This is a genomic window from Cellvibrio sp. 25HG11W-0 (genome assembly GCF_057815475.1).
In genome coordinates, this window is sequence record NZ_CM174230.1 from 106,227 (window position 1) to 126,970 (window position 20,744).

Sequence of the window (20,744 nt, forward strand, 5' to 3'; positions counted from 1 at the left end):
ATTATTCCTGTTGATTTGCAATAACAAAATCTGCGACGGCGGCGAGGTTGGCAAATACCTGTACTTGGTCGAGGGACATGAGCGGGCTGGCAGTTTGCAAGCTCGCATCATTTAATTGAGCGAGAGTCTTACCGCCGTTACCCGTTTCTACGAGCACAGGCTTACAGGCTTTTTGTTGCGCGGCTTGTAAGTCGCGCAGGCTGTCACCCACAAAATAGCAGCCTTCTACCGAAGTGTTAAATTCTGCTTCTATGGCATCGAGCATTCCCGGCATGGGTTTGCGGCATTTGCAGTGGTCGTCGGGATGATGTGGGCAATAAAAAATAGCACCCAACTCGCCTTCTTGATCTTCGACTAGAGCGGTAATTTTTTCGTGAATCGCTTCCAGGTCTTCAAGTTCAAACTTGCCTTTGGCCAAGCCTGCTTGATTGGTGGCAATGACAACGGTAAAGCCCGCTTTGTTGAGCCGTGCTATAGCCTCTATGCTGCCGTCGATAGGCACGCACTCAGCGGCGGATTTTACGTAGTCGTCGCGCTCGTGATTAATCACGCCGTCGCGGTCGAGAATAATTAATTTCATGTTGTTCTCAAGGGAAGATTTACCCCCTCCCAGCCTCCCCCTTTGCAAGGGGGAGGAGCCGATCTCACTCCGTTTTTAAGGGCGAAGTGAAATTAAGCTCCCTCCCTTTTTTAAGGGGAGGGTTGGGGTGGGGTTGGGTTTAGCTTTTTGCCGGAACCAAATAGGATATATCGGCTACTTCTAAAAACAAACCGCGCAACTTGTTTAACAGCGCCAAACGATTTTGCTGCAGCGCGGGGTCTTCACACATCACCATAACGCTATCAAAAAACGCATCTACCGGTTGTTGTAAATCCGCCAGCAGCGCGAGTGCCTTGGCGTATTCGCGTGCAGCAAACAAAGGTGCGACTAAATCGGCTTTAGCATCGACTGCTTGCGCGAGATTTTTTTCCGCGTCTTCTTGCAGCAGTGCAGCATTCACGGCTGTCGCGACGGGAGCATCTTGTTTGCTCAATATATTTGATACACGTTTGTTGGCGGCGGCCAGCGCTTGCGCTTGCGGCAGTTTGCTAAATTCGCTTACGGCCAATACGCGCTGATTAATATCCAGCGGTTGAGATAATTGTTTTGCGGTTACCGCTTGGAATACTTCGGCGGGAATATTAGCGTCTTCATAGAAGGCGCGGAAACGGTCGAGCATATAGCTTAATACTTGCTCCACTAATTCAGCACCTACAGTGAGATTCTTGTGCTGATTTTTAGCGAGAGTTAACAGCTCGCGTAAATCCAGCGCCAGATTTTTTTCCACCAAGATGCGCAACACAGCAATGCTCGCGCGACGCAGTGCAAAGGGATCTTTTGAACCGGTGGGTGCTTGGCCTATACCGAAAATGCCGGTGATAGTATCGAGGCGATCCGCGAGGGCAATAATGGCGCCGGTACTGGTTGCGGGTAATTCATCGCCAGCAAAACGCGGCAGATACTGCTCGTTCATGGCCGCCGCTACTTCGGCATTTTCGCCGTCGTTAAGCGCGTAGTAGTAACCGGCAATGCCTTGCATATTGTCGAACTCGCCCACCATGTTAGAGACGAGATCTGACTTGCACAGTTCACCTGCGCGCTGGGCGGAGTTTTGATCGGCGTTCAATTGCGCGGCTATGTTTTTCGCCAAGGCAGAAACACGCTCGGTTTTTTCAAACACTGTTCCCAGTTGCGCTTGGAATACGATGGTTTTTAAACGCTCGCGCAATTCAGCGAGTGTGGTTTTTTTATCTGTCTCGTAAAAGAATGCAGCGTCTGATAAGCGCGGGCGAATAACGCGCTCGTTGCCATCGATAATTTGTGAAGGGTCTTTGCTGGCGATATTCGCGACGGTGATGAAATTAGGCATTAACTTGCCGTTGGCATCGACCACATGGAAATATTTTTGATGTTCTTTCATAGACGCGATGAGCGCCTCTGAAGGTACCGTAAGGAAACGCTCTTCAAATTTACCGGTAAGTGCATTCGGCCACTCTACCAAGCCGTTTACTTCATCGAGCAGGTCGGGGTCGATCACTGCGGTGCCGCCCACTTTTTTCGCTTCGGCTTCTACTTGTTGTTGAATTAATGCTTTGCGTTCCGCCATGTCGGCCAATACAAAGCCGGTGGTTTTTAAACTCTGGAGATAGTCGCTCGCCTGCGCCAGTTCAATGGTGTTGTTGAAGTGGAACCTGTGGCCGCGGGTGCTGCGGCCTGCGTGCAAACCGAGAATAGACGCGTTTACTACTTCAGTGCCATAGAGCATGACCAGCCAGTGCACGGGGCGTACAAATTCTTCGCGCTTAGCGCCCCACTTCATGCGTTTGGCGATGGGCAATTTTGCGAGAGCATCATTGATAATAGCTTCGAGTAGCTCGACCGCTTTTTTACCGGTAGTGCTAATGCGCGCGACAAGCTTGTCGGCTTTGCCATCGTTTTCGGTTTTTAAGTCAGCGGCGGCAATGCCATTTTTTTCAGCAAAGGCGAGTGCCGCTTTGGTGGGCTGTCCGTCTTTATCAAAAGCAATTGCGGCGGGCGGGCCCCACACCACTAATTCTTTCGACGGGGTTTCGCTGGCGAGATTGGCAACCAGCACCGCTAAACGGCGCGGCGCGGCAAAGGCTTGCACTGCATCGAATGACAGGTCAGCGGCTTGTAAACTCGCGGTAATATTTTCGGCGAATGCGGCTATTAAGGTTTTTAATGCTTTGGGCGGCAGTTCTTCGGTGCCAAGTTCAACTAAAAAATCGGTCATGCTTATTCTCCGGCAGCCAGGGCTTGTAGACGCAGCGCTTCAGGCGCAAGGGGGAAGCCCAGTTCTTTGCGTTTGTCGTAATAGGCTTGCGCCACGGCGCGCGACAGGGTGCGCACGCGCAAAATAAAACGCTGGCGCTCAGTTACCGAAATCGCGTGGCGCGCATCCAGTAAGTTAAACGCGTGCGAGGCTTTCATCACCAATTCGTAGGCGGGCAGCGGCAAGTTTTTGGTCATCAAACGCTGGCTTTCTTTCTCGTAAAAATCGAAGGCGTTAAACAAAAATTCAGTGTCGGCTTCTTCAAAGTTGTAGGTGGATTGCTCCACTTCGTTTTGATGGAACACATCGCCGTAGGTGACCTTGTCGCCGTTGGGGTTTACCGTCCACACCAAATCGAAAATCGAATCTACGCCCTGCAGGTACATGGCAATACGCTCAATACCGTAAGTGATTTCGCCCGTGACGGGGAAGCACTCCAAGCCGCCTACTTGTTGGAAGTAAGTGAACTGAGTGACTTCCATCCCGTTGAGCCACACTTCCCAACCCAAGCCCCATGCGCCGAGGGTGGGCGACTCCCAGTTGTCTTCTACGAAGCGAATATCGTGCACTAGGGGGTCTATACCCATCTCGCGTAGTGAGCCGAGATACAAATCTTGAATGTTGGCGGGCGAAGGCTTAAGCGCCACCTGAAATTGGTAATAGTGCTGCAGGCGATTGGGGTTTTCGCCGTAGCGGCCGTCTTTAGGGCGGCGACAAGGTTGCACATAAGCAGCGTTCCAGGTTTCGGGGCCAATCGCACGCAAAAAAGTCGCGGGGTGAAAGGTGCCAGCGCCCACTTCCAAATCGAGTGGTTGCAGAATTACGCAGCCTTGGCGCGCCCAATATTCCTGTAATGCCAGAATTAGGCCCTGAAAAGTGCTTACATCGGGTTTAGATGGAGTCGAACTTGGAGTATCAGACACGGTAAACCGGCCTCCGCTAGTGTTATTTCGCCAAAATTGGGCAATTTGAAGATAAAAGTGCGGCGATTATAGCGGCTGCGGGCGGTCAATGGCAGCATTCTATCTGCGCATGTTTTAAATCGCCTGTGAGATTTTGGGCAGCGTGAGTAAAGCACTCGTAAAGACAGAGTAAAGGATGCGTAAATAGCGGGTTTTGTGGGTTTTAATTCTTCAAGCAAAGTCCTATGTTAAGAACACAGACGAGAGATTCATTCGACAGCTTGGAATTTTGACCAGCGCTCATGCCGATGTTCTCCCCTGCGTTGATCTACTTGCATACTGGGGAATTGTGATGAAAAATTTAAATGTTTTTGCGTTGGCGACTAACGATCATTTAGTGCAGCCTGAAGAGTTTACCGATGTGCAGGCCGATAGCTCGGCGCTCACTATTTTGACGGATTTTCGCAATCACAAGCCGCATATGGCCTATGCCCAGTTAGAAGCGACAGAGGCCTTAGAGGTTATGCAGGCTGAAGATGTGAAAATTAAACTGGTGGTAGACGACAGCAAAGAGTTTATTGGCGTGATCAGCCAAGATGATCTCTCCGACCACAATTTGCTGCTTAAGCAAATGGAGATGCGGGTAAAGCGCGATGAATTACTGGTGCAGGATTTAATGCATGCTCGTTTAAAAATACACGCGGTCGAATTTACTGAATTTTCTAAGGCGACTGTATCAGACATAGTGTCCACCTTGAAAAAGTCCCATCAGGAGTATCTGTTGGTAGTGGATCAAGATGCGCACCATATTCGCGGCATAGTGTCAGCGCGCGATATTGCCAGCCGCTTGCATGTACCGATTGAGATCGCCAAAGAGCTAACGTTTGTGGATATCTTCTCGGCAGTGCGCGTGCAATAAACCGCATGATGCTTTTGCTTTGCTTGACAGCACCGCCTTAGGGCGGTGTTGTGCATTCTGGGGTGTCGTTTTTAAGTGAATAGAATCCTGTTCAGCTGCACAGAAGCTGTTTATATTCAGTTGCGGCGCTATTTCCGGTAAGCTGGGCACACTTTTCAGCCGATAGGAACCATGGCGAATGAAAACCGCTATTCCAATAAAAGACCACATTGCACCGTTTATCTTCAAGTTTCTTGCACTCTTGCCTTTGAGCGGCTTGCGCGCCCTCGGCAGCCTGAGCGGTAAGCTCATGTGGCTCAGCCGCAGCCGTGCGGCCAAGGTTACTCTTAAGAATATCTCCCTCTGTTTTCCTGAGCTGTCGGAGTCAGAGCAGCGCGTCTTAGCGCGTCAAAGCCTGTGTGAAACCGCTAAAACAGCGATGGAAGCCGGTGCGATTTGGCGCAATTCATGGCCTTGGTTACAAGGCAAGCTTGTGGCTATAGAAGGCGATGAAATTCTGCGCGCGCAGTTGGCGGCGGGTAAAGGTGTTGTGGTATTGGCACCGCATCATGGTAATTGGGAGGTGGTTGCACCTTATTTGGCGAGTGTTGCGCATCTTACGGCTATGTATCAGCCGCTTAAAACCCAAGCGATGGATGACCTAGTGCTTTCTGGTCGCAGCAAGTTAAATATCAGCATGGCGCCCACCAATCGCAAGGGTGTCATGATGCTATTTAAAGCTTTGCAGGCCGGTAATATCGTGGGTGTGCTTCCTGATCAAGTACCCGACAAAGAGTCGGGCAGTTGCATCGCCCCATTTTTTGGGCAGCCAGCGTTGACCATGACGCTTATTCACGGCCTTATCTCCCGCACCGGTTGCGGTGTGTGTTCCTGCTATGCAGAGCGCGTAGCGGGTGGCTTTAAAATTGTGGTGTTGGCGGCTGATGCCGCTATCCTAAGCGCGGATCAGGTGGAATCTGTTGCTGGGTTAAATAACTGTGTTGAAGCCTGTGTGCGGCGCGCGCCCAGCCAATACCAATGGGAATACAAGCGCTTTCGGCGCCTGCCACCCGAGTATCCGCGTCATTATGTGTTTAAATCTTAAGGAAACATCTGTCGCTAGTGTTTTCGGTGCGCCATGTCGTTACAATTGATCGGCTGATTAGTCGTCATACGTTAATCACCTGCACCTACACTGAATATATTCTCTTTTTAAATCTCTCCGGTTGACCTAATGAAAAACGTTTCAGATAGCTTTCAGTTACGCAGCAGTAAAACGCCTAAGCGCGTTTTGGCCTTGGTATGTGGTGCAGCACTATTGAGCCTGGGTGCATGCAGTATGCAGCCTAAGCTTAGTCAAGCGGATGTGAGTACTATTCAGCAGTGCCTCGCACAGCAGCAGGCGCAGAGTACAGCCCAACAACAACAACAAGCGGCATTGATAGCGAGCCTCGCGGAGGTGCAAACCCGTTTGACGGCGCAGCAACAATTGCTGGAAGCCAAACCCCAAATTATTGAAGTCCCTGGGCCAAAAGTTGAGTGTCCACCCGTGCCGAATGCCGCCACCAAAAAGCGGCGCGCCAAAGTGGCGCCCATTATCGATAAGCAAATTGTTGGCTTGCGCGAACAGGCCTTGGTGGCCGGTTTAGATATCGTTATGCAAGCGCGCATCAGTACTGGCGTGAGCAACTCCGTCTTAGATGCACGCAATATTCAAATGTTTGAACGCAGCGGTGAAGAGTGGGTGCGCTTTACGGTGTACAACCCAACGACTAAAGAGCCGCATGTGTTGGAACGTAAACGCGTGCGCTTCCAAACGGTAACCTCCTCAGGTGGCGCGACCAGCGATCGTCGCCCCGTGGTAGAAATGCGCTTCACCATTGGCAAGCTCGCACAAAAAGGCGAATTCGTCTTGGCCGACCGCAGTAATTCGGAATATCCATTATTAGTTGGGCGCAATTTATTGCGCGATGTAATGTTGGTAGATGTCAGTGGCAATAACTTGGCTCCTTTACCCCCTAAAGATGAACCCGCTGATAAGCCTAAACCCTAGGCACTCATCGCTTCCGCATTTTAGTCTCCCATTCTGTGTACCCCAGCCGTTGTGCTGGGGTTTGGCTCCACAAGGAAATCTCCCATGCAAAAACCTTCTCGCGCTCCTTTTTACGCTGTAGTCACTGCCTTGATGTTAGTAGGTTTGGTGACCGCTTGGCTGCGTCATAGCCAAATGGATATTCCTTTCACCCCTGGGGTGCAAAAGCCGGTGTGGCTGGTAGAGGCGCGCATCGATTTTGATGCGATTGGCGAACCCGTCACCGCGCGCTTAGGCTTGCCCGACAGCCCTCCTGGGTTCCGCAGTTTTAGCGAGCAGGCCGCAGCGCCTGGTTATGGCTTCGCGGTGGTAACAGAAAATGGTGTGCGTCGCGGCGAGTGGTCCAAACGCGAGGCGGTGGGTGGTCAGACGATTTACTATAAAACGCAATTTATCGAAGCGAGTGATGACAACTCAAAAGATCAATTGCTGAATATTCCAGAAGCGCGCCGTATCGATTGGGACGGCCCCTCGCAAGAAACGGCGGCACTGCAAGTTTTGGATACCGCTTGGAGTAAATCGAGCAATTCGCAAAGCCTCGCGCGCGAGTTAATTAAACTGTTTAACTCCGAATCGTTGGATCAAAATGCAGCGCTCATGCTTGCGGCAGAAAAAAATAAATCAGTCTTGATTGAAAAGCTCATGAACCAAGCGGGTGTACCTGCACGCCCTGCGCTAGGTCTTTATTTAGAAGATGCGCGCCGCCATCAAAACCTCACGCGTTTAGTACAGGTATTCGACGGCAAGCAGTGGATGCTATTTAACCCCTACACCGGTGAGCAGGGTGTTCCGCAAAATCTTTTGCTTTGGCATACCGGTGGCGAATCTATTTTGGATGTGTCTGGCGGCAATCGCTCGCGGGTCAGCTTTTCGATGATTCACCAAACAGTACCAGCGTTGGACTTGGTAAAGTCTGAGCATCGCGACAGTGTGTTCAGTGTACTGAGTATTCAACATTTGCCCATCGAAGAGCAGAGTATGTTTAAGCTGTTATTGCTCTTGCCTGTTGGCGCCTTGGTGGTGGTGTTTATGCGCATTATCATCGGCTTAAAAACCTCGGGCACCTTTATGCCTATCTTGATCGCCATGGCATTTTTGCAAACCTCGCTGGTTCTTGGCGTCGTGAGCTTTGTCACCGTTGTTGCGATGGGCTTAGTTTTGCGCACCTATTTATCGAGGCTAAATTTACTGCTGATATCGAGGATTGCCACGCTAGTGGTGCTGGTGATATTTATTATCTCGGCGCTCAGTCTTGTCGGCTATCAAATGGGCTTGAATACTGGCATGACCATCACCTTCTTCCCCATGATCATCATCGCCTGGACAATTGAGCGTATGTCGATTCTGTGGGAAGAGGAAGGCCCCAAAGAAGTATTGGTGCAAGGCGGCGGCAGTCTCTTGGTAGCGGTACTGGCTTATACCCTTATGCAATTTTCAATTATTGGTCACCTAACCTTTAACTTCCCTGAGTTAAATCTGGTTTGTCTTGCGTTGATTATGTTGATGGGCCAATACACTGGCTACAAACTTTCTGAGCTGCGTCGCTTCCGCGCCATGGTCGACAACAATGTAAGCAAGGGTGAACACTAATGGGCTTCTGGGAATCATGGGTTAGCCCGTGGCGCTTAAAGCGTATGGGTATACTCGGCATGAACTGCCGCAACCGCGACTTTATTGGCAGCTACAATCCGCGTAGTTTATTTCCCTTGGTGGACAATAAGCTCAAAACCAAATTGCTCGCAGAAGAGTATGAAGTCACCACACCAAAACTATTGTTTGTGATCAATGCGCAATATGAAATTGCCCACATTGAAGACCAGCTAATGGATTTGGAAGCCTTCGCCATCAAGCCCGCCAAGGGTTCAGGTGGCAAGGGGATTTTGGTAATCATTGGCCGCCGTGAAGACAAGTTCATCAAAGCCTCGGGCGCAGAAATCACCCTCGAAGATATTCGTCGCCACATGAGTAACGCCCTCGCAGGTCTTTACTCGCTTGGCGGTAAGCCCGATGTGGTTTTAGTTGAAGATTTGATTCAGTTCGACGACTACTTTAAAGACTACTCCTTTGAAGGCGTACCGGATATTCGCATCATCGTATTCAAAGGCTATCCGGTAATGGCCATGTTGCGTTTAGCCACTAAAAAGTCCGACGGTAAAGCTAACCTTCACCAAGGTGCGGTAGGCGTGGGTTTGGATATAGCCACGGGGCGCGCGCTCAATGCTGTGCAACACTCCAAACCAGTAACTCACCACCCCGACACCAAACGCGCACTCAATGAAATTCAAATAGAAGACTGGCGCAATTGGCTGTTGCTCGCCTCCAAATGTTTTGAAATGACCGGCCTCGGTTACATAGGCACCGACTTGGTCTTAGACAAAACCCGCGGCGCGCAACTATTAGAATTAAATGCTCGCCCCGGTTTGGCGATTCAAGTTGCAAATGGCCGCGGTCTTTTACCGCGTTTGCGTCATGTGGAATCGCTTAAGCCGAGAATGCACCGCACGCCGGAACAGCGGGTAGACTATGTGATGAAAACCTTTACGGCAGATGGTTTGTAACAGCAAAAAGCACATCATAAAAAACGCCCCACTATGAAAATACTGGGGCGTTTTTTTATTTAGAAGACTGGCTGCGGCGCGATACAAAAAACATAATCAAGCCAACAATAAGCAGAATAACGCTGAGCGGTTTAAAGGTTAAGGAATTCGATTCGGTTGTAGCTAAGCCCTGCGCAACATCTGCATGACAGAGCGGATTGTAATTTTGCGTACAGGATTTTTCTTGCGCGCGCGCAGTAGTTTTTGTTGTCGCAGGCGAATTCACATCTCCCTGTGTGAATCTAGCCTCCTGCATCGCCAGTGTGTTGTTAACCGCTTCCATACCCATAGGGCTAGCCGCTGCCAGCACGGCCAGTGACAGGCTAAAAAGCAAAATACTAACAATAGCTTGGTTCGTCATAGCAACTCCTTCTGCACTCCTCAGAGCGCGGGGGTTTCATCCATTCGTTAACACAGGGTGTAAGAGTATGTAGCTGGGCGCCCTGATCAAAGCCAAGTGTACTGAAACGTTAAAAAGCGGGTCACGCAATATCCCTATTGATTGCGGTTGTAATCTGTGCCCTGCGAATCCTTGCTACCTATCGCCAGTTTCAATGCGGCCCCCAATCCTTGGCGACATTTATCAAAAATGCGCGCCTTCCCTGCAGGCGCCCTGCTACAGACCTGAAGTTACGCTCTTAAGACAAGGAATACTGTGAGCAAATGCGAAGGGGGTTTGTGACTTATTTACGTTTGGCACGAGGAATGTGATTTTGAAAGCTTAAAACTATAAAGTCTGCCTTACTTAAGGCAGACTTTATTGCTGGTGGCTATTTTTAAATTAATTATTTCTTCTGATGATAAGTGGTGGGTCAAGTTCTTTACCATTAGTACGAATACCATAATCAAAGGTTAGTTGATCAAATTTACGGCCCTCTTCTATGAACTCTTTCTGCGCAAAAATATTTTCGGGAATTTGAATAACTACAACTCCGCGTATTGATTTATTTTCAATTTTTCCATTGGGCGTCTTTTTATCTTTAAATACAATAGAGAATTGATCAGGCCCTGCGTAAAGCACTTTCTGCCCGGGGTAGGCCACGATGTCTTTGTAGCTCTCTTGTGGCATGCCGCTTTTATCCAGTGAAATACCTACGACAACGGTATTGGTGCCGGGCAAAGCCTTGCCTGTAGTAGGTTTCTGCGGTTTGCAGTCCATGGACCCACAGGCGGTTAAGAGTGTAAATAGTGCTGCAGTTGCGGCGATCTTAAGATGTTTCATTTCTTGTCCTCATTGAATGAATAAAGCTATAGGGGTTTAGCAAAAATATCCTGATACTGCGGTTCATGTAAAATCGAAAAGTCGGGGTCTGCCAAGAGCAATTTATCTGAATATTCTGTTTCAAGCAAACGGGATGCTAATTTTCTGATTTTATCTTCATTGTTTTCTAAAATGGCAATACGCAGATTAGTGTAGATAGATTCAGTGCTGTCTGAATCTAATTGATTAGCGATATAAAGCATTTCTTGAGCTTCTTCTAGCCTACCAAGATAGGCTAGAGATCTGGCGGCATACTGATAGTTCTTGGCAATTGTAGGATTAGATCTAATTTCTGCCATTGTTGCTTCCACTGCTCTATTAAAATATTCCTTAGTTATTTTATTTTTTGATTTTATAAACTTATAAGCGTCACCACAAAAAACTAACCATTGAAAGTTATGTGGTTCAAGGCGCAGCGCTTTTTCAAACATGTGGGCTGCTTTCGCAAAATCTTTTGAAAAGTAATACATGTTTCCAGTGTTGGCGAATATGCTGGTGTTTGGTTCAATTTCTGCTGCTTTTTCAAAAGCAGAAGCCGCTTTTGCAAAATCATTTTTTAAGAGGTAGTTGATTCCTATATTATTGAGCGCTGTTATGTTTTCTGTAGTAAGATTCAATACTTTATAATAATTGGATATGGCTTCATCATATCTGCTATGGCGAGTTAAATAGTATCCATATCCATCATAGGTCATCCAGTTTTTCGGGTATCTTTTTATTATTGAGATGTAAAGCGCTTCTGCTTCCTTGTTCATATTTGATAAGTCATAAGCGCTAGCAAGAGCGACAACAGTAGCTACGTCTTCTTCGTTAATAAATAAACCCTTTTGAAAATATTTTATTGCTTTATGATATTTTCCTGTATCACGATATATCGAACCTATTGCCTTATAGGTTCTAACGGAAGTATTGTCTTGCTCTAATGCAAGTAAGCAATGTCGTTCAGCATCATCTAGCCAACGAGCTGCGCTAGTGATTTCATATTTTTTCCAATAAGCTTCGCATAAACCTGTATTTGCCAAAGAAAATACTGCGTCATGTACTAAGGACGTATTAAAATTTTGAATAGCAGAGTCTACACTTTGATGTGAATTTGGTTGTCCAAGAAAGTCTAATCCTCTTAAATAATAATCATAAGCCGTCACATCATTAGTCAGTTTTAAAGGCGCAGGCCTAAAATTCTGCAGCTTGAATTCTTCCGCCAAATAGCGCGCTATCTCGCCTACCAACCGATCCTGCAAAATAAAAATATCTTGATAAGTTCCGTCCAGTTTTCCACCTGCAATTTGCACATCATCTTTGCGTCGAAATAAACGGTAGGCAATACGCAAGTTGTCACCGAGTTTTTGTACGCTACCTTCTAGTCGAATAGGTGCATGTATACCTTCTTTGGCATTAACAATATAAACATCGCGCATGTCGGCGAGCTGGGAGCGTACGGCTTCGGTGATTCCGGCAGAGAAATAGTCCGAATCGCCTTTTTCATCCATTAAATTTTTAAAGTCAGCAATTTCTACATAGTTGGCGGCGTAACCGGGTACTAGCCAGCGGGGAATAAAGTAAACACCCGCGATAATAATCGCGAGCAAGGTAAGGCTAAGCGGATAGCGGTAGGCGGCGATTTTTTGATTGATGGTGCGCAGCAGGTAGTGCAGGTGATCGCGCTTTTTAATGCCAGAGGGCTTGATTAAAAAGACACTGATTTTTTGTTCAATATTTTTTAATTCTTGGCTGCCAAGTCGTTTTATTGGCTCGCATAATTGCAGGCGAATGTCGTCGTAAACCGCTTTTGACACACAAATACCATCCGCTACTGCTATGGGTTCTAGGCGTGCGGCGATGTTTACGCTGTCACCTAACACTGCATTTTCACGCAGTAATACCTCACCTTTATGAATACCTATACGGGTTTGCAGTGGGGGCAGGGTGTCATCGCGGCCTTGATTAAACGAGGAGAGGTTTTTTTGAATATTAATGGCGGCGGTGACGGCGGCGGCGGCGGTGTCGAAGCGGGCGAAGATGGCATCGCCGGCGAATTCGACAAGCTGGCCGCCTTGCGCTTCTATATGGCTGAGTAAAATGGTGCGATAGTCGCCCAGCATCTCGATTGTGAGCGCTTCATCGCGGCCCATAAGGCGCGAGTAGCCCACAATATCGGTGAACATAAGTGTTTGTTCACAATGCGTTGTGTTGGCGGCAAGCATAGGGCGTGAGTCTCTCGTGTTGTCCTTGAGGAAATGGTTGGCGACGGGGAGGTGCTAGGGTGCGCTACCTTGCGCAAAAGCAGCGGCAATTATTAGGCCTGAACCCTAGAAATACAATAAGTCATCCACCGCAAACGCCTTTTAGCGTGTGTGCTAGGCCACAAAAATTGGCATCTTAATTTGCCTGAATAGCCTAAGACTGCTTGAAACGTTATGCTAGGCGCGTTTTAGGTATTATTTTACCGGACGAGATAGCCTTATTTACTTGTAGTCATTCATTTATTCAACGAAGCCTGCTGCTATGTTAGAAAATGTCCGTCTTTTTGCCACAGTGCCGCCTGAGTATCTGGCTCAATTGGAAAAACTTAGCGTATTGCGCAAATACCCTAAAAACACCGTCTTAGTTACCGAGGGTGATGAGTCCACACATCTTTATATTGTTCGCAAGGGTACCGTGAGTGCCTATCTCAATAATGAAGAGGGGCGTCAGGTCAACTTGAACTACATGCAAGAGGGCGAGTATTTTGGTGAGTTGTCTTTAATAGATGGCCAACCGCGCTCGGCGTCGATAGTAACAGTTACGGCCTGTGAAATTTTGTTAGTGGCGCGCGCGCATGTATTGGAGTTGATTCAGAAGCACCCTGAATTTGCTATGCAGCTCATGAGTGAACTTACACAGCGCGTGCGTGTACTCACAGAAAGTGTGAAGGACATGGCACTGCTCGATGTATACGGACGGGTGAGCAATGCTTTAGAAAAGCTCGCAGACGCAGAGCGACGCATTCATACGCCTAAGGTGACGCATCAGGATATTGCCAACATGGTGGGCTCGTCGCGCGAAATGGTTAGCCGCATTATGAAACAGTTATTAATTGGCGGCTATGTAGAGCAATGCTCGGGCTATCTCGAAATTAAAAAGCAGTTACCGCGCGCTTGGTAACTGTGTTCTATATTGATATAAATTTTGGCTTGATTGCTATCCACAGTACTTAAAAATCCACGCATGCCGCGCAGTTTGTTTTAGATCAAATGTTGAAAAATATTGTTTGATCTGTATCAATTCCCAGCTCCCCTCTACATTGCACACTACTCCTAAGGGCGTTAATGCTAGCGCCCAGCAAAACGGGAGAGTCATCATGTTGGTATCAGGTATTATAGTCAGCGCATCTTTAATCGGTGCTTTGGTTGTGCTCTTAGTGGCAGGCGTTGGATTGATGTTGGTGGATAAGCACCTAGATGTAAATCGTGAGCATTGATATTTTCGCTGCAATGGACTGCCAGAATTTTCTATTAATGCCCATAGTAAAGCCGGTGTGTTTCTGGCTGCACGCAGAATATGTTATGAATATCAAACTTTATGTTCGCTAGGAGACATACAGGGTTTTAGGCTTTCATTAAGCTCGCTGGTGATACAGGCTAAATTCGCACGATGGGTGTGAGTTGGTGTATCGCATGAGACGAACGAATGCTGTTACCCCTAAAAGCAAAGCTAAAAACTTTGGTTGAATATCTTTATATCCTCGTGGGGCGCTACCCCATTGCAGTAGCGCTATTTGGATTTGTTTCAGGTGTGCTCAGTTTTGTAATGGTCGAGCGCAAACAGGCCTTAGCCCAAGTCTTAGCGACGGCGATGCTCGTCAGTTGGATTTGGCTGAGCTCAGAAGTGCTGTTGAAGAAAGGTGTTGCGCACTGGTTCGGCCTTGAATTACCTCCCGCCTTGATCAATTTCGCCACGCAGATGGTGCATCAAGAAAGTCTATTTTTTGTTATTCCCTTCTTTTTTATCACCACCGCCTGGAATAGCGGGCAAATGGTCTTCACTGCCTTTTTAATGGGGGCAGCGCTCATTTCGATTATTGATCCCATTTATTATCGTTGGCTGGCCCCGCGGCGGGGTTTGTATTTTATTTTTCATGGGATGACGTTATTTGCGGTATTGCTGACGGCCCTGCCAATTATTTTTCATTTGCCAACACCCAAAGCCTATCTCTGGTCGCTCGGGATTGCCATGGTATTGACCTTGGCCAATGTCGTGCAAGCGCTGAAGTTTGTCTGGTGGAAGCGGATTATCGCAATACTCTTGTTGGCAGTCGCCACCGCTGCTGTGGGCCTCGTGGTGCGCCCTTGGATTCCTTCCGCTACGCTCTGGCTGACTCAGGTTGCTATTACCAATGAATTTAATGCGGCCGATCGCTCACCCCATAATACGTTTGATGTGGTTACCCTAGAGCAGCTGCACCGTGGGCTCTATGCCTATACCGCCATTTATGCACCGCGCGGTTTAAATGAGCGCATCTATCATATTTGGCAATTAAATGGCCGAGTCATCGACAAGGTGGCTTTGGATATTAACGGAGGGCGAACAGCGGGCTATCGCTCTTGGTCACACAAGGAAAATTTCCCTGAAAATTCACTCGGCCACTGGAAAATTCGCGTTGTAACTGAAGCGAACCAAGTAATAGGCGTATTGCGTTTTGATGTGGTGGCTTCCGCCGCCACAACGCCTGTAGCGCCTATAACTACAGCAGTTGATGCTATACGCGACGCACTAGACGCTGCTACAGAGCCTTCAGCTGCAACAGAGCCTTCAGCTACAACAGCAGAGCCGCCCGCTATAACAGAAGAGCCATCAGCTGAAACAGAACAGCCATCAGCTACAACAGCAGAATCTGCAGCCTCAACCGCAGAAAAAGTCCTTCTCCCCATTATGGCGCCGCCGACGGAATAGCCTGCCCTGGGCGTGATTCATGGAGTTGATTGCCGCTCTGAGCCTATAATGCGCAGACTTAAATAAGGTAATTGCGCTTAATGTCTTACTCTCCCCTTGGTTACCCTCAGGATAACGCTCCCGAATTGTCAGTTTCTGCTGAATTTACGCCTGCACCCGGTGCACTACGCATTGCGCTCTTGGGTTATCGCAGCCACCCGCACGTGGGCGGGCAGGGTATATATCTGCACTATTTAAGCAAAGCCCTGGTGGATTTAGGCCACGGTGTGGATGTTATTTCTGGCCCACCCTATCCTGAGCTTGATCCGCGCGTGGCGCTGATAAAACTGCCCAGCCTCGATCTATATGCACAGGCCAATCCCACCCGTGCGCTGCGTTTTAAGCACTTATTATCTTTTGCCGATTCTTATGAATGGTGGAGTAAATTGAGCGGTGCCTTTGGCGAGCCCTATTGTTTTGGTCGCCGTTTAGTTAAGCATCTTAAAACGCACAAGTTGTCTTACGACATTATTCACGACAACCAAAGTCTCTGTTACGGTTTACTCGACTTACAAAACGCTGGCTGTAAAGTGATCGCCACGGTGCATCACCCCATTACCCAAGATCGCGATTTAGCACTCGCTGCCGCCACCGAAAAAGGCCAGCGCTGGTTAATTAATCGCTGGTACAGCTTTTTAGCGATGCAACAAAAAGTGGTGCAGCAACTTCACCACATCATCACGGTATCGCACCAATCGCGCAGCGATATAGTAGCGGCGTTTAACCGGCCCGCCGCGCGTATTCAGGTCATTCCCAATGGGGTGGATGCGAATATATTTAAGCCACTTGCCGATATTGAGCGCACTGATTACCGCCTGATTACTACCGCATCCTCTGATCAACCCTTAAAAGGTTTGAATATTTTATTGCGCGCGCTGGCGCAACTGCGCACGGAATTTCCCCAGTTGCAGTTAGTGGTGATTGGAAAATTAAAAGAGCAGGGCGATACCCAAAAAGAGCTGCAAGCCTTGCACTTAGAAACGGTAGTGCAGTTTAAGTCCGGTATTAGTACCGAAGAATTAGTACAAGAATATGCCCACGCCAGTATCGCGGTTGTACCTTCACTCTACGAAGGCTTTGGGCTGCCTGCGGCTGAAGCTATGGCCTGCGGTATCCCGTTAATTTGTAGCGACGGCGGCGCACTGCCAGAGGTGGTTGGCTCTGCCGCGCGCTTGGTAAAAGCTGGCGCCGTGGATGAGTTGGTGCTTGCTTTGCGCGATTTCATGAACGATCAGGTTATGCGCGCGCAATTAGGTGCTAAAGGGCGCGCACATATATTGCAGCAACTCAGTTGGGATTGTGTCGGTAAAAAAATGGAACATTACTATCGCCAATTACTTGAGCAAAAATGCGTGCAAGAAAATGCTGCCGAGCCGCTAGCTGCCAGGATACAGGTGCAAGATGCTCACCATTAATTTTCGCGACTTCCCCCTGCACAGCGGCGATATTGTTTTAGACATAGGTTGTGGCGAAGGCCGCCATGTGATCAACAGCTATTTACACGGGGATGTAATCGCTCTCGGGGTGGATTTAAATCATCGCGACTTGCTTACCGCGCAGACGCGTTATCAACCTTTTGCGCAAGCGAGCACCAAAAAGCATTTTTTTCTACAGCAGACGGATGCAACTTGCTTGCCCTTTGCCGACCACAGTATTGATAAAATTATTTGCAGCGAAGTGCTCGAACATATTCCTAACTATGCTGGGGTACTGCGTGAAATAACGCGCGTATTAAAACCCGGTGGCTTAGTCGCCATAACCGTGCCGCGTGCCTGGCCCGAAAAAATATGTTGGCATTTGAGTGAGGCCTACCATCAAGTAGAAGGCGGGCACATTCGTATTTTTGATGGTCGCGCCCTGCGCGCTGAAATAATAGCGCTGGGGTTTGAATTTAAAAAACGACACTGGGCTCATGCCTTGCACTCACCTTTTTGGTGGTTGAAGTGTTTGTGGTGGGGCACCCAAGATGAATCGCGTATTATTAAACTCTATCACCGTATGCTGGTGTGGGATCTTATGGAAAAACCCTGGCTAACCCAAACCCTCGAAATAATTCTTAACCCCATTATGGGAAAAAGTGTGGTTATGTATTTTAAGAAAGCAGATGAAAACCTAACCTATCATCTTAATGAAGGAGCGGGTGCACCATGAAAAATTTACTGCTCAGTAAGGGGTTTTTCCCAGAAGCACTTTTGCGCCCTACAGTAAATTATATCGCGCAAACACAATTGCCCAATGGCTGCATACCTTGGTTTAAAGAAGGCAAAGCCGACCCTTGGGATCATATAGAAGCCGCTATGGGGCTCACCATTGGCGGCAATTATTCAGCGGCACAGCGCGCGTACCGCTGGCTGCTCGACGAGCAATTAGTGGATGGCAGTTGGTGGGCGAATTATCTTAGCAATGAAGCTGTGGATAAAAATCATCGCGAAACTAATTTCATCGCCTATATAGCAACGGGGTTGTGGCATTATTTTTTAATCACCGGTGACCGCGAATTTCTACGCGAAGCTTTCGGCGGCATAAAAAAAGCTATTGATTTTGTATTGCGCTATCAAGCCCCCAGCGGTGAAATTTATTGGGCCGTTGCGCAAGACGGTAGTGCTAAAAAAGATGCGCTGATTACCGCATCCAGTTCAATTTATAAAAGCCTTGAGTGCGCCATTCTAAGTGCGCAACAGCTGGGTGAAAATACGGATTCGTGGCTGCAAGCCTATGGGCGGCTGGGCACTGCATTGCGCTATCACCCCGAGTGTTTTGATCGCACTTGGGAGCCAAAAACGCGTTTCTCTATGGATTGGTTTTACCCCATTCTCACCGGTGTGGTGAGTGGCAAAGCTGCACATGAGCGCATAGAAAGCCGCTGGCACACATTTGTGGAGCCGAATGTTGGCTGTCGCTGTGTGAGCGATGAGCCTTGGGTGACGGTGGCAGAATCCTGTGAATTAACCTTGGCGTTACTCGCTGCCGGGGAGCACGCCAAGGCGCTGCAAGTATTTAGTTGGCTGCACCAGTTTAAAGATGGCGATGGTGGTTATTGGACCGGTTTTAATTTTCGCGATCAGGTTATTTGGCCGCAGGAAAAACCCACCTGGACTGCTGGCGCTATTTTATTAGCAGCCGATGCACTTACGGAGCACACGCCCGCCGCTACATTATTTTTGCAATCCAGCTTGGGCTTCAACATTCAGGCAGTGACACAATCATTACCAAAAGAGCGTTAATAAAGATCTTACGAGCAAACAACTATGCGTATTCCTAGAGTATTTACCGAGCAGACCTTAGTGAGCGGCGCGGTGATTGAATTAGAAGCAGACGCTGCCCATCACCTCAGCAAAGTGCTGCGCATGCAGGCGGGGCGTGAGCTAGTTTTATTTAATGGCAAGGGTGGCGAGTTCACTGGCAGTATTCACGAGGTCACTAAAAAAAACGTGACCGTTTTAGTGGCAGAATACCGCGCTGAGAATCGCGAGTCGCCCTTGGTGTTGGAATTGGCGATTGGCGTATCGCGCGGCGATCGTTTCGATTATGTGCTGCAAAAAGCCACCGAGCTGGGCGTGACTAAGATTACCCCGCTGATCACCGAGCGCACCGAAGTTAGAATGGGCGGCGAGCGACAAGATAAACTTATGGAGCGTTGGCAGCAAATTATTGTCAGCGCCTGCGAGCAGTGCCAGCGTAATTTATTGCCCGAGCTTACTGCGCCAGTGCAAATTTTTGATTGGCTGCCGCAGGTGAATGCTGAGTTGCGTTTTGTACTTCATCACCGCGACAGCCAAAAACTTCCCGCTGAGCAACAACCGCAGAGTGTTGTGCTCCTTGTTGGCCCCGAAGGCGGTTTGAGTGATGATGAAATTGCCCAAGCGCAAACGCAAAATTTCAATGCGTTAACCCTCGGGCCTAGAGTACTGCGCACCGAAACTGCTCCGCTTGCGGCGATTAGTTTAGTGCAGTATTTGTGGGGCGATTTTTAAGGGTTGATGAGGGCGCGCTTTTTAGAGCTGCGCCCTAGCAGTTTGTTGAAAAAGCTATCTGCGTTGAACACATTTTTCAACAGACTGTAAGGTGAGCGTCTTAAAATTTAAAAGCTTGGCCAGCCACCAGAGAAGTTGAGATCGCTGATAAACAATATGGCGGCGCCGTTGGACTTGGAATATCTGTGGCGTGCAATGCGACCACTGGCAACTGACTGTCCACCTGAGCCTGCATAACCGCTGTCAGAACTTTCAAACACGGTACCGCCCGCATTTTTCATATCAACACCATTTTTGTCGAGGTAGGGGCCAGTGATACTGGTGGATCTGCCATAGACGATATTGTAGGTGCTATTTGCGCCTTGGCAGCAGAGGCCTTTGGACGCGAACAGGTAGTAGTAGCCGCCGTTGTACACAATGTTCGCGCCTTCCAAACCACCGCTAGCCGTGGCGATGCGGTAGGAGTTACCTGAGGGTTTTAGGGTAGAACTGTCGAGGGCGGTGATATAAATGCCGTTGCCCCAGGAACCATAGGTTAAAAAGGGCTTACCTGAGCTGCTCAAGATAAATGAGGGATCAATCGCATTGATACTGCCACCCGCCGCAGTGGCGAGAATGATGCCTTTATCGACCCAATCGCCCGCAGCCATAGAGGTGGCTTGCGCTAAGCCAATAGCTGATTTGGTGGAGCCGAAGGTAGAAACCGCATAAAAAACGTTGGTCTTACCGTTGAAGCGCGAAATATCGGGGGCCCAGGTAGAGGCAGTGTTGCCGTTGTAAGCTTTCCACCAAGTGAGACCGCCGCTAAAAATAGGTAGGCCCTGTGTCCAGGCGGTACCGTTGGCAGAGTACTTAATGGCTATGCCACCTGCCGTGCTGGTTTCGCCCAACCACCAGATGTCTTCTTTGGCGATGGCGGGGTCGTGGGTTAGTACGTCGCCCGTAAGGTTATAAGTGCCAGCCTGCGCGCCAGTTAGTGCCGTGAAGCAACCGAGGGCAATACTGCCAATGGCGCAGGAGTGTTTAATTAAATTGATCAGTTTCATTTTTAGCCTACTTTATGATTATTAGATAAGGTCTGGGTGTGTCCATGTGGGGGATGCTGTATTAAATCCCTTTTGCTACATTTGTCAGACAATAATATAGTTGTAAGTTTTGGTGAATACAAGATGGCAGCAGGCAGTTTTGAAAGTTTATTTTTTGCGCCATTTTTTC

18 protein-coding genes are annotated in these 20,744 nt (G+C 48.5%); 11 read left to right on the forward strand and 7 right to left on the reverse strand.

The genetic code is table 11. From position 1 onward, the window contains the following. Position 1 precedes the first annotated feature (1 nt). The 3 genes from gmhB to glyQ form a co-directional block, all read right to left on the reverse strand. Complete coding sequence (gene gmhB / locus AC0KUT_RS00470) at positions 2 to 580, reverse strand: D-glycero-beta-D-manno-heptose 1,7-bisphosphate 7-phosphatase (protein WP_488832629.1); 579 nt, start codon at positions 578 to 580, stop codon at positions 2 to 4. Between the two features lie 139 nt (positions 581 to 719). After that, positions 720 to 2,795, reverse strand: coding sequence for a glycine--tRNA ligase subunit beta (gene glyS, locus AC0KUT_RS00475; RefSeq protein ID WP_488832631.1), 2,076 nt, complete (start codon positions 2,793 to 2,795; stop codon positions 720 to 722). A gap of 2 nt (positions 2,796 to 2,797) precedes the next feature. After that, positions 2,798 to 3,757, reverse strand: coding sequence for a glycine--tRNA ligase subunit alpha (gene glyQ / locus AC0KUT_RS00480; RefSeq protein WP_488832632.1), 960 nt, complete (start codon positions 3,755 to 3,757; stop codon positions 2,798 to 2,800). Between the two features lie 331 nt (positions 3,758 to 4,088). On the opposite strand from glyQ, the gene AC0KUT_RS00485 reads away from it, so the two are divergent. The 5 genes from AC0KUT_RS00485 to AC0KUT_RS00505 all read left to right on the forward strand — a co-directional run bounded on the left by AC0KUT_RS00485 (position 4,089) and on the right by AC0KUT_RS00505 (position 9,284). Then, positions 4,089 to 4,655, forward strand: coding sequence for a CBS domain-containing protein (locus tag AC0KUT_RS00485; RefSeq protein ID WP_488832633.1), 567 nt, complete (start codon positions 4,089 to 4,091; stop codon positions 4,653 to 4,655). Positions 4,656 to 4,833: 178 nt separating this feature from the next. Then, entirely contained in the window at positions 4,834 to 5,739 is a 906-nt protein-coding gene (locus tag AC0KUT_RS00490) for a lysophospholipid acyltransferase family protein (RefSeq protein WP_488832635.1), read from the forward strand. A 129-nt stretch (positions 5,740 to 5,868) separates the two neighbouring features. Then, positions 5,869 to 6,687 carry an ATP-dependent zinc protease family protein gene (locus AC0KUT_RS00495; protein WP_488832636.1) on the forward strand — a complete coding sequence of 273 codons (819 nt, stop codon included), beginning with the start codon at positions 5,869 to 5,871 and terminating at the stop codon, positions 6,685 to 6,687. Between the two features lie 84 nt (positions 6,688 to 6,771). Continuing rightward, the gene (locus AC0KUT_RS00500; protein ID WP_488832638.1) at positions 6,772 to 8,316 is read left to right on the forward strand and encodes an inactive transglutaminase family protein; all 1,545 of its coding nucleotides are present in this window, start codon (positions 6,772 to 6,774) and stop codon (positions 8,314 to 8,316) included. Next, positions 8,316 to 9,284 (forward strand): alpha-L-glutamate ligase-like protein, encoded by a 969-nt coding sequence (locus AC0KUT_RS00505; RefSeq protein WP_488832639.1) that lies wholly within the window; start codon positions 8,316 to 8,318, stop codon positions 9,282 to 9,284. The genes AC0KUT_RS00500 and AC0KUT_RS00505 overlap by 1 nt, the downstream gene beginning before the upstream one ends. A 55-nt stretch (positions 9,285 to 9,339) precedes the next feature. Here the strand turns inward: AC0KUT_RS00505 and AC0KUT_RS00510 are convergent, their stop codons facing one another. The 3 genes from AC0KUT_RS00510 to AC0KUT_RS00520 form a co-directional block, all read right to left on the reverse strand. Next, complete coding sequence (locus AC0KUT_RS00510) at positions 9,340 to 9,684, reverse strand: hypothetical protein (protein WP_488832641.1); 345 nt, start codon at positions 9,682 to 9,684, stop codon at positions 9,340 to 9,342. 420 nt (positions 9,685 to 10,104) lie between these two features. After that, positions 10,105 to 10,545: a hypothetical protein gene (locus AC0KUT_RS00515; RefSeq protein WP_488832643.1), complete on the reverse strand. Its 441-nt coding sequence runs from the start codon at positions 10,543 to 10,545 to the stop codon at positions 10,105 to 10,107. Positions 10,546 to 10,571: 26 nt separating this feature from the next. Next, entirely contained in the window at positions 10,572 to 12,716 is a 2,145-nt protein-coding gene (locus tag AC0KUT_RS00520; RefSeq protein WP_488832645.1) for a tetratricopeptide repeat protein, read from the reverse strand. A 373-nt stretch (positions 12,717 to 13,089) separates the two neighbouring features. Between AC0KUT_RS00520 and AC0KUT_RS00525 the strand changes: the two genes are divergently transcribed. From AC0KUT_RS00525 to AC0KUT_RS00550, 6 genes are all read left to right on the forward strand, one after another. Continuing rightward, positions 13,090 to 13,728: a Crp/Fnr family transcriptional regulator gene (locus tag AC0KUT_RS00525; RefSeq protein ID WP_488832646.1), complete on the forward strand. Its 639-nt coding sequence runs from the start codon at positions 13,090 to 13,092 to the stop codon at positions 13,726 to 13,728. A gap of 525 nt (positions 13,729 to 14,253) precedes the next feature. Continuing rightward, positions 14,254 to 15,516 carry a DUF5924 family protein gene (locus AC0KUT_RS00530; protein WP_488832647.1) on the forward strand — a complete coding sequence of 421 codons (1,263 nt, stop codon included), beginning with the start codon at positions 14,254 to 14,256 and terminating at the stop codon, positions 15,514 to 15,516. An 80-nt stretch (positions 15,517 to 15,596) separates the two neighbouring features. After that, positions 15,597 to 16,970 carry a glycosyltransferase family 4 protein gene (locus AC0KUT_RS00535; RefSeq protein ID WP_488832648.1) on the forward strand — a complete coding sequence of 458 codons (1,374 nt, stop codon included), beginning with the start codon at positions 15,597 to 15,599 and terminating at the stop codon, positions 16,968 to 16,970. After that, entirely contained in the window at positions 16,957 to 17,706 is a 750-nt protein-coding gene (locus AC0KUT_RS00540; RefSeq protein ID WP_488832649.1) for a class I SAM-dependent methyltransferase, read from the forward strand. Before AC0KUT_RS00535 ends, AC0KUT_RS00540 begins: the two co-directional genes overlap by 14 nt. Beyond that, on the forward strand, positions 17,703 to 18,779 hold the full coding sequence (locus AC0KUT_RS00545; protein WP_488832651.1) for a prenyltransferase/squalene oxidase repeat-containing protein: 1,077 nt from the start codon (positions 17,703 to 17,705) through the stop codon (positions 18,777 to 18,779). The genes AC0KUT_RS00540 and AC0KUT_RS00545 overlap by 4 nt, the downstream gene beginning before the upstream one ends. A 24-nt stretch (positions 18,780 to 18,803) precedes the next feature. Further along, positions 18,804 to 19,529 carry a 16S rRNA (uracil(1498)-N(3))-methyltransferase gene (locus AC0KUT_RS00550; RefSeq protein ID WP_488832652.1) on the forward strand — a complete coding sequence of 242 codons (726 nt, stop codon included), beginning with the start codon at positions 18,804 to 18,806 and terminating at the stop codon, positions 19,527 to 19,529. A gap of 107 nt (positions 19,530 to 19,636) precedes the next feature. Here AC0KUT_RS00550 and AC0KUT_RS00555 read toward each other — a convergent pair whose 3' ends face one another. Beyond that, positions 19,637 to 20,575: a family 43 glycosylhydrolase gene (locus tag AC0KUT_RS00555; protein ID WP_488832654.1), complete on the reverse strand. Its 939-nt coding sequence runs from the start codon at positions 20,573 to 20,575 to the stop codon at positions 19,637 to 19,639. Positions 20,576 to 20,744: the final 169 nt, after the last annotated feature.

Coding starts and splice junctions, on each gene's coding strand:
- gmhB (WP_488832629.1), bottom strand. CDS start 580: ATGAAATTAATTATTCTCGACCGCGACGGCGTGATTAATCACGAGCGC.
- glyS (WP_488832631.1), bottom strand. CDS start 2,795: ATGACCGATTTTTTAGTTGAACTTGGCACCGAAGAACTGCCGCCCAAA.
- AC0KUT_RS00485 (WP_488832633.1), top strand. CDS start 4,089: ATGAAAAATTTAAATGTTTTTGCGTTGGCGACTAACGATCATTTAGTG.
- AC0KUT_RS00490 (WP_488832635.1), top strand. CDS start 4,834: ATGAAAACCGCTATTCCAATAAAAGACCACATTGCACCGTTTATCTTC.
- AC0KUT_RS00495 (WP_488832636.1), top strand. CDS start 5,869: ATGAAAAACGTTTCAGATAGCTTTCAGTTACGCAGCAGTAAAACGCCT.
- AC0KUT_RS00500 (WP_488832638.1), top strand. CDS start 6,772: ATGCAAAAACCTTCTCGCGCTCCTTTTTACGCTGTAGTCACTGCCTTG.
- AC0KUT_RS00505 (WP_488832639.1), top strand. CDS start 8,316: ATGGGCTTCTGGGAATCATGGGTTAGCCCGTGGCGCTTAAAGCGTATG.
- AC0KUT_RS00510 (WP_488832641.1), bottom strand. CDS start 9,684: ATGACGAACCAAGCTATTGTTAGTATTTTGCTTTTTAGCCTGTCACTG.
- AC0KUT_RS00515 (WP_488832643.1), bottom strand. CDS start 10,545: ATGAAACATCTTAAGATCGCCGCAACTGCAGCACTATTTACACTCTTA.
- AC0KUT_RS00520 (WP_488832645.1), bottom strand. CDS start 12,716: ATGGGCCGCGATGAAGCGCTCACAATCGAGATGCTGGGCGACTATCGC.
- AC0KUT_RS00525 (WP_488832646.1), top strand. CDS start 13,090: ATGTTAGAAAATGTCCGTCTTTTTGCCACAGTGCCGCCTGAGTATCTG.
- AC0KUT_RS00530 (WP_488832647.1), top strand. CDS start 14,254: ATGCTGTTACCCCTAAAAGCAAAGCTAAAAACTTTGGTTGAATATCTT.
- AC0KUT_RS00535 (WP_488832648.1), top strand. CDS start 15,597: ATGTCTTACTCTCCCCTTGGTTACCCTCAGGATAACGCTCCCGAATTG.
- AC0KUT_RS00540 (WP_488832649.1), top strand. CDS start 16,957: ATGCTCACCATTAATTTTCGCGACTTCCCCCTGCACAGCGGCGATATT.
- AC0KUT_RS00545 (WP_488832651.1), top strand. CDS start 17,703: ATGAAAAATTTACTGCTCAGTAAGGGGTTTTTCCCAGAAGCACTTTTG.
- AC0KUT_RS00550 (WP_488832652.1), top strand. CDS start 18,804: ATGCGTATTCCTAGAGTATTTACCGAGCAGACCTTAGTGAGCGGCGCG.
- AC0KUT_RS00555 (WP_488832654.1), bottom strand. CDS start 20,575: ATGAAACTGATCAATTTAATTAAACACTCCTGCGCCATTGGCAGTATT.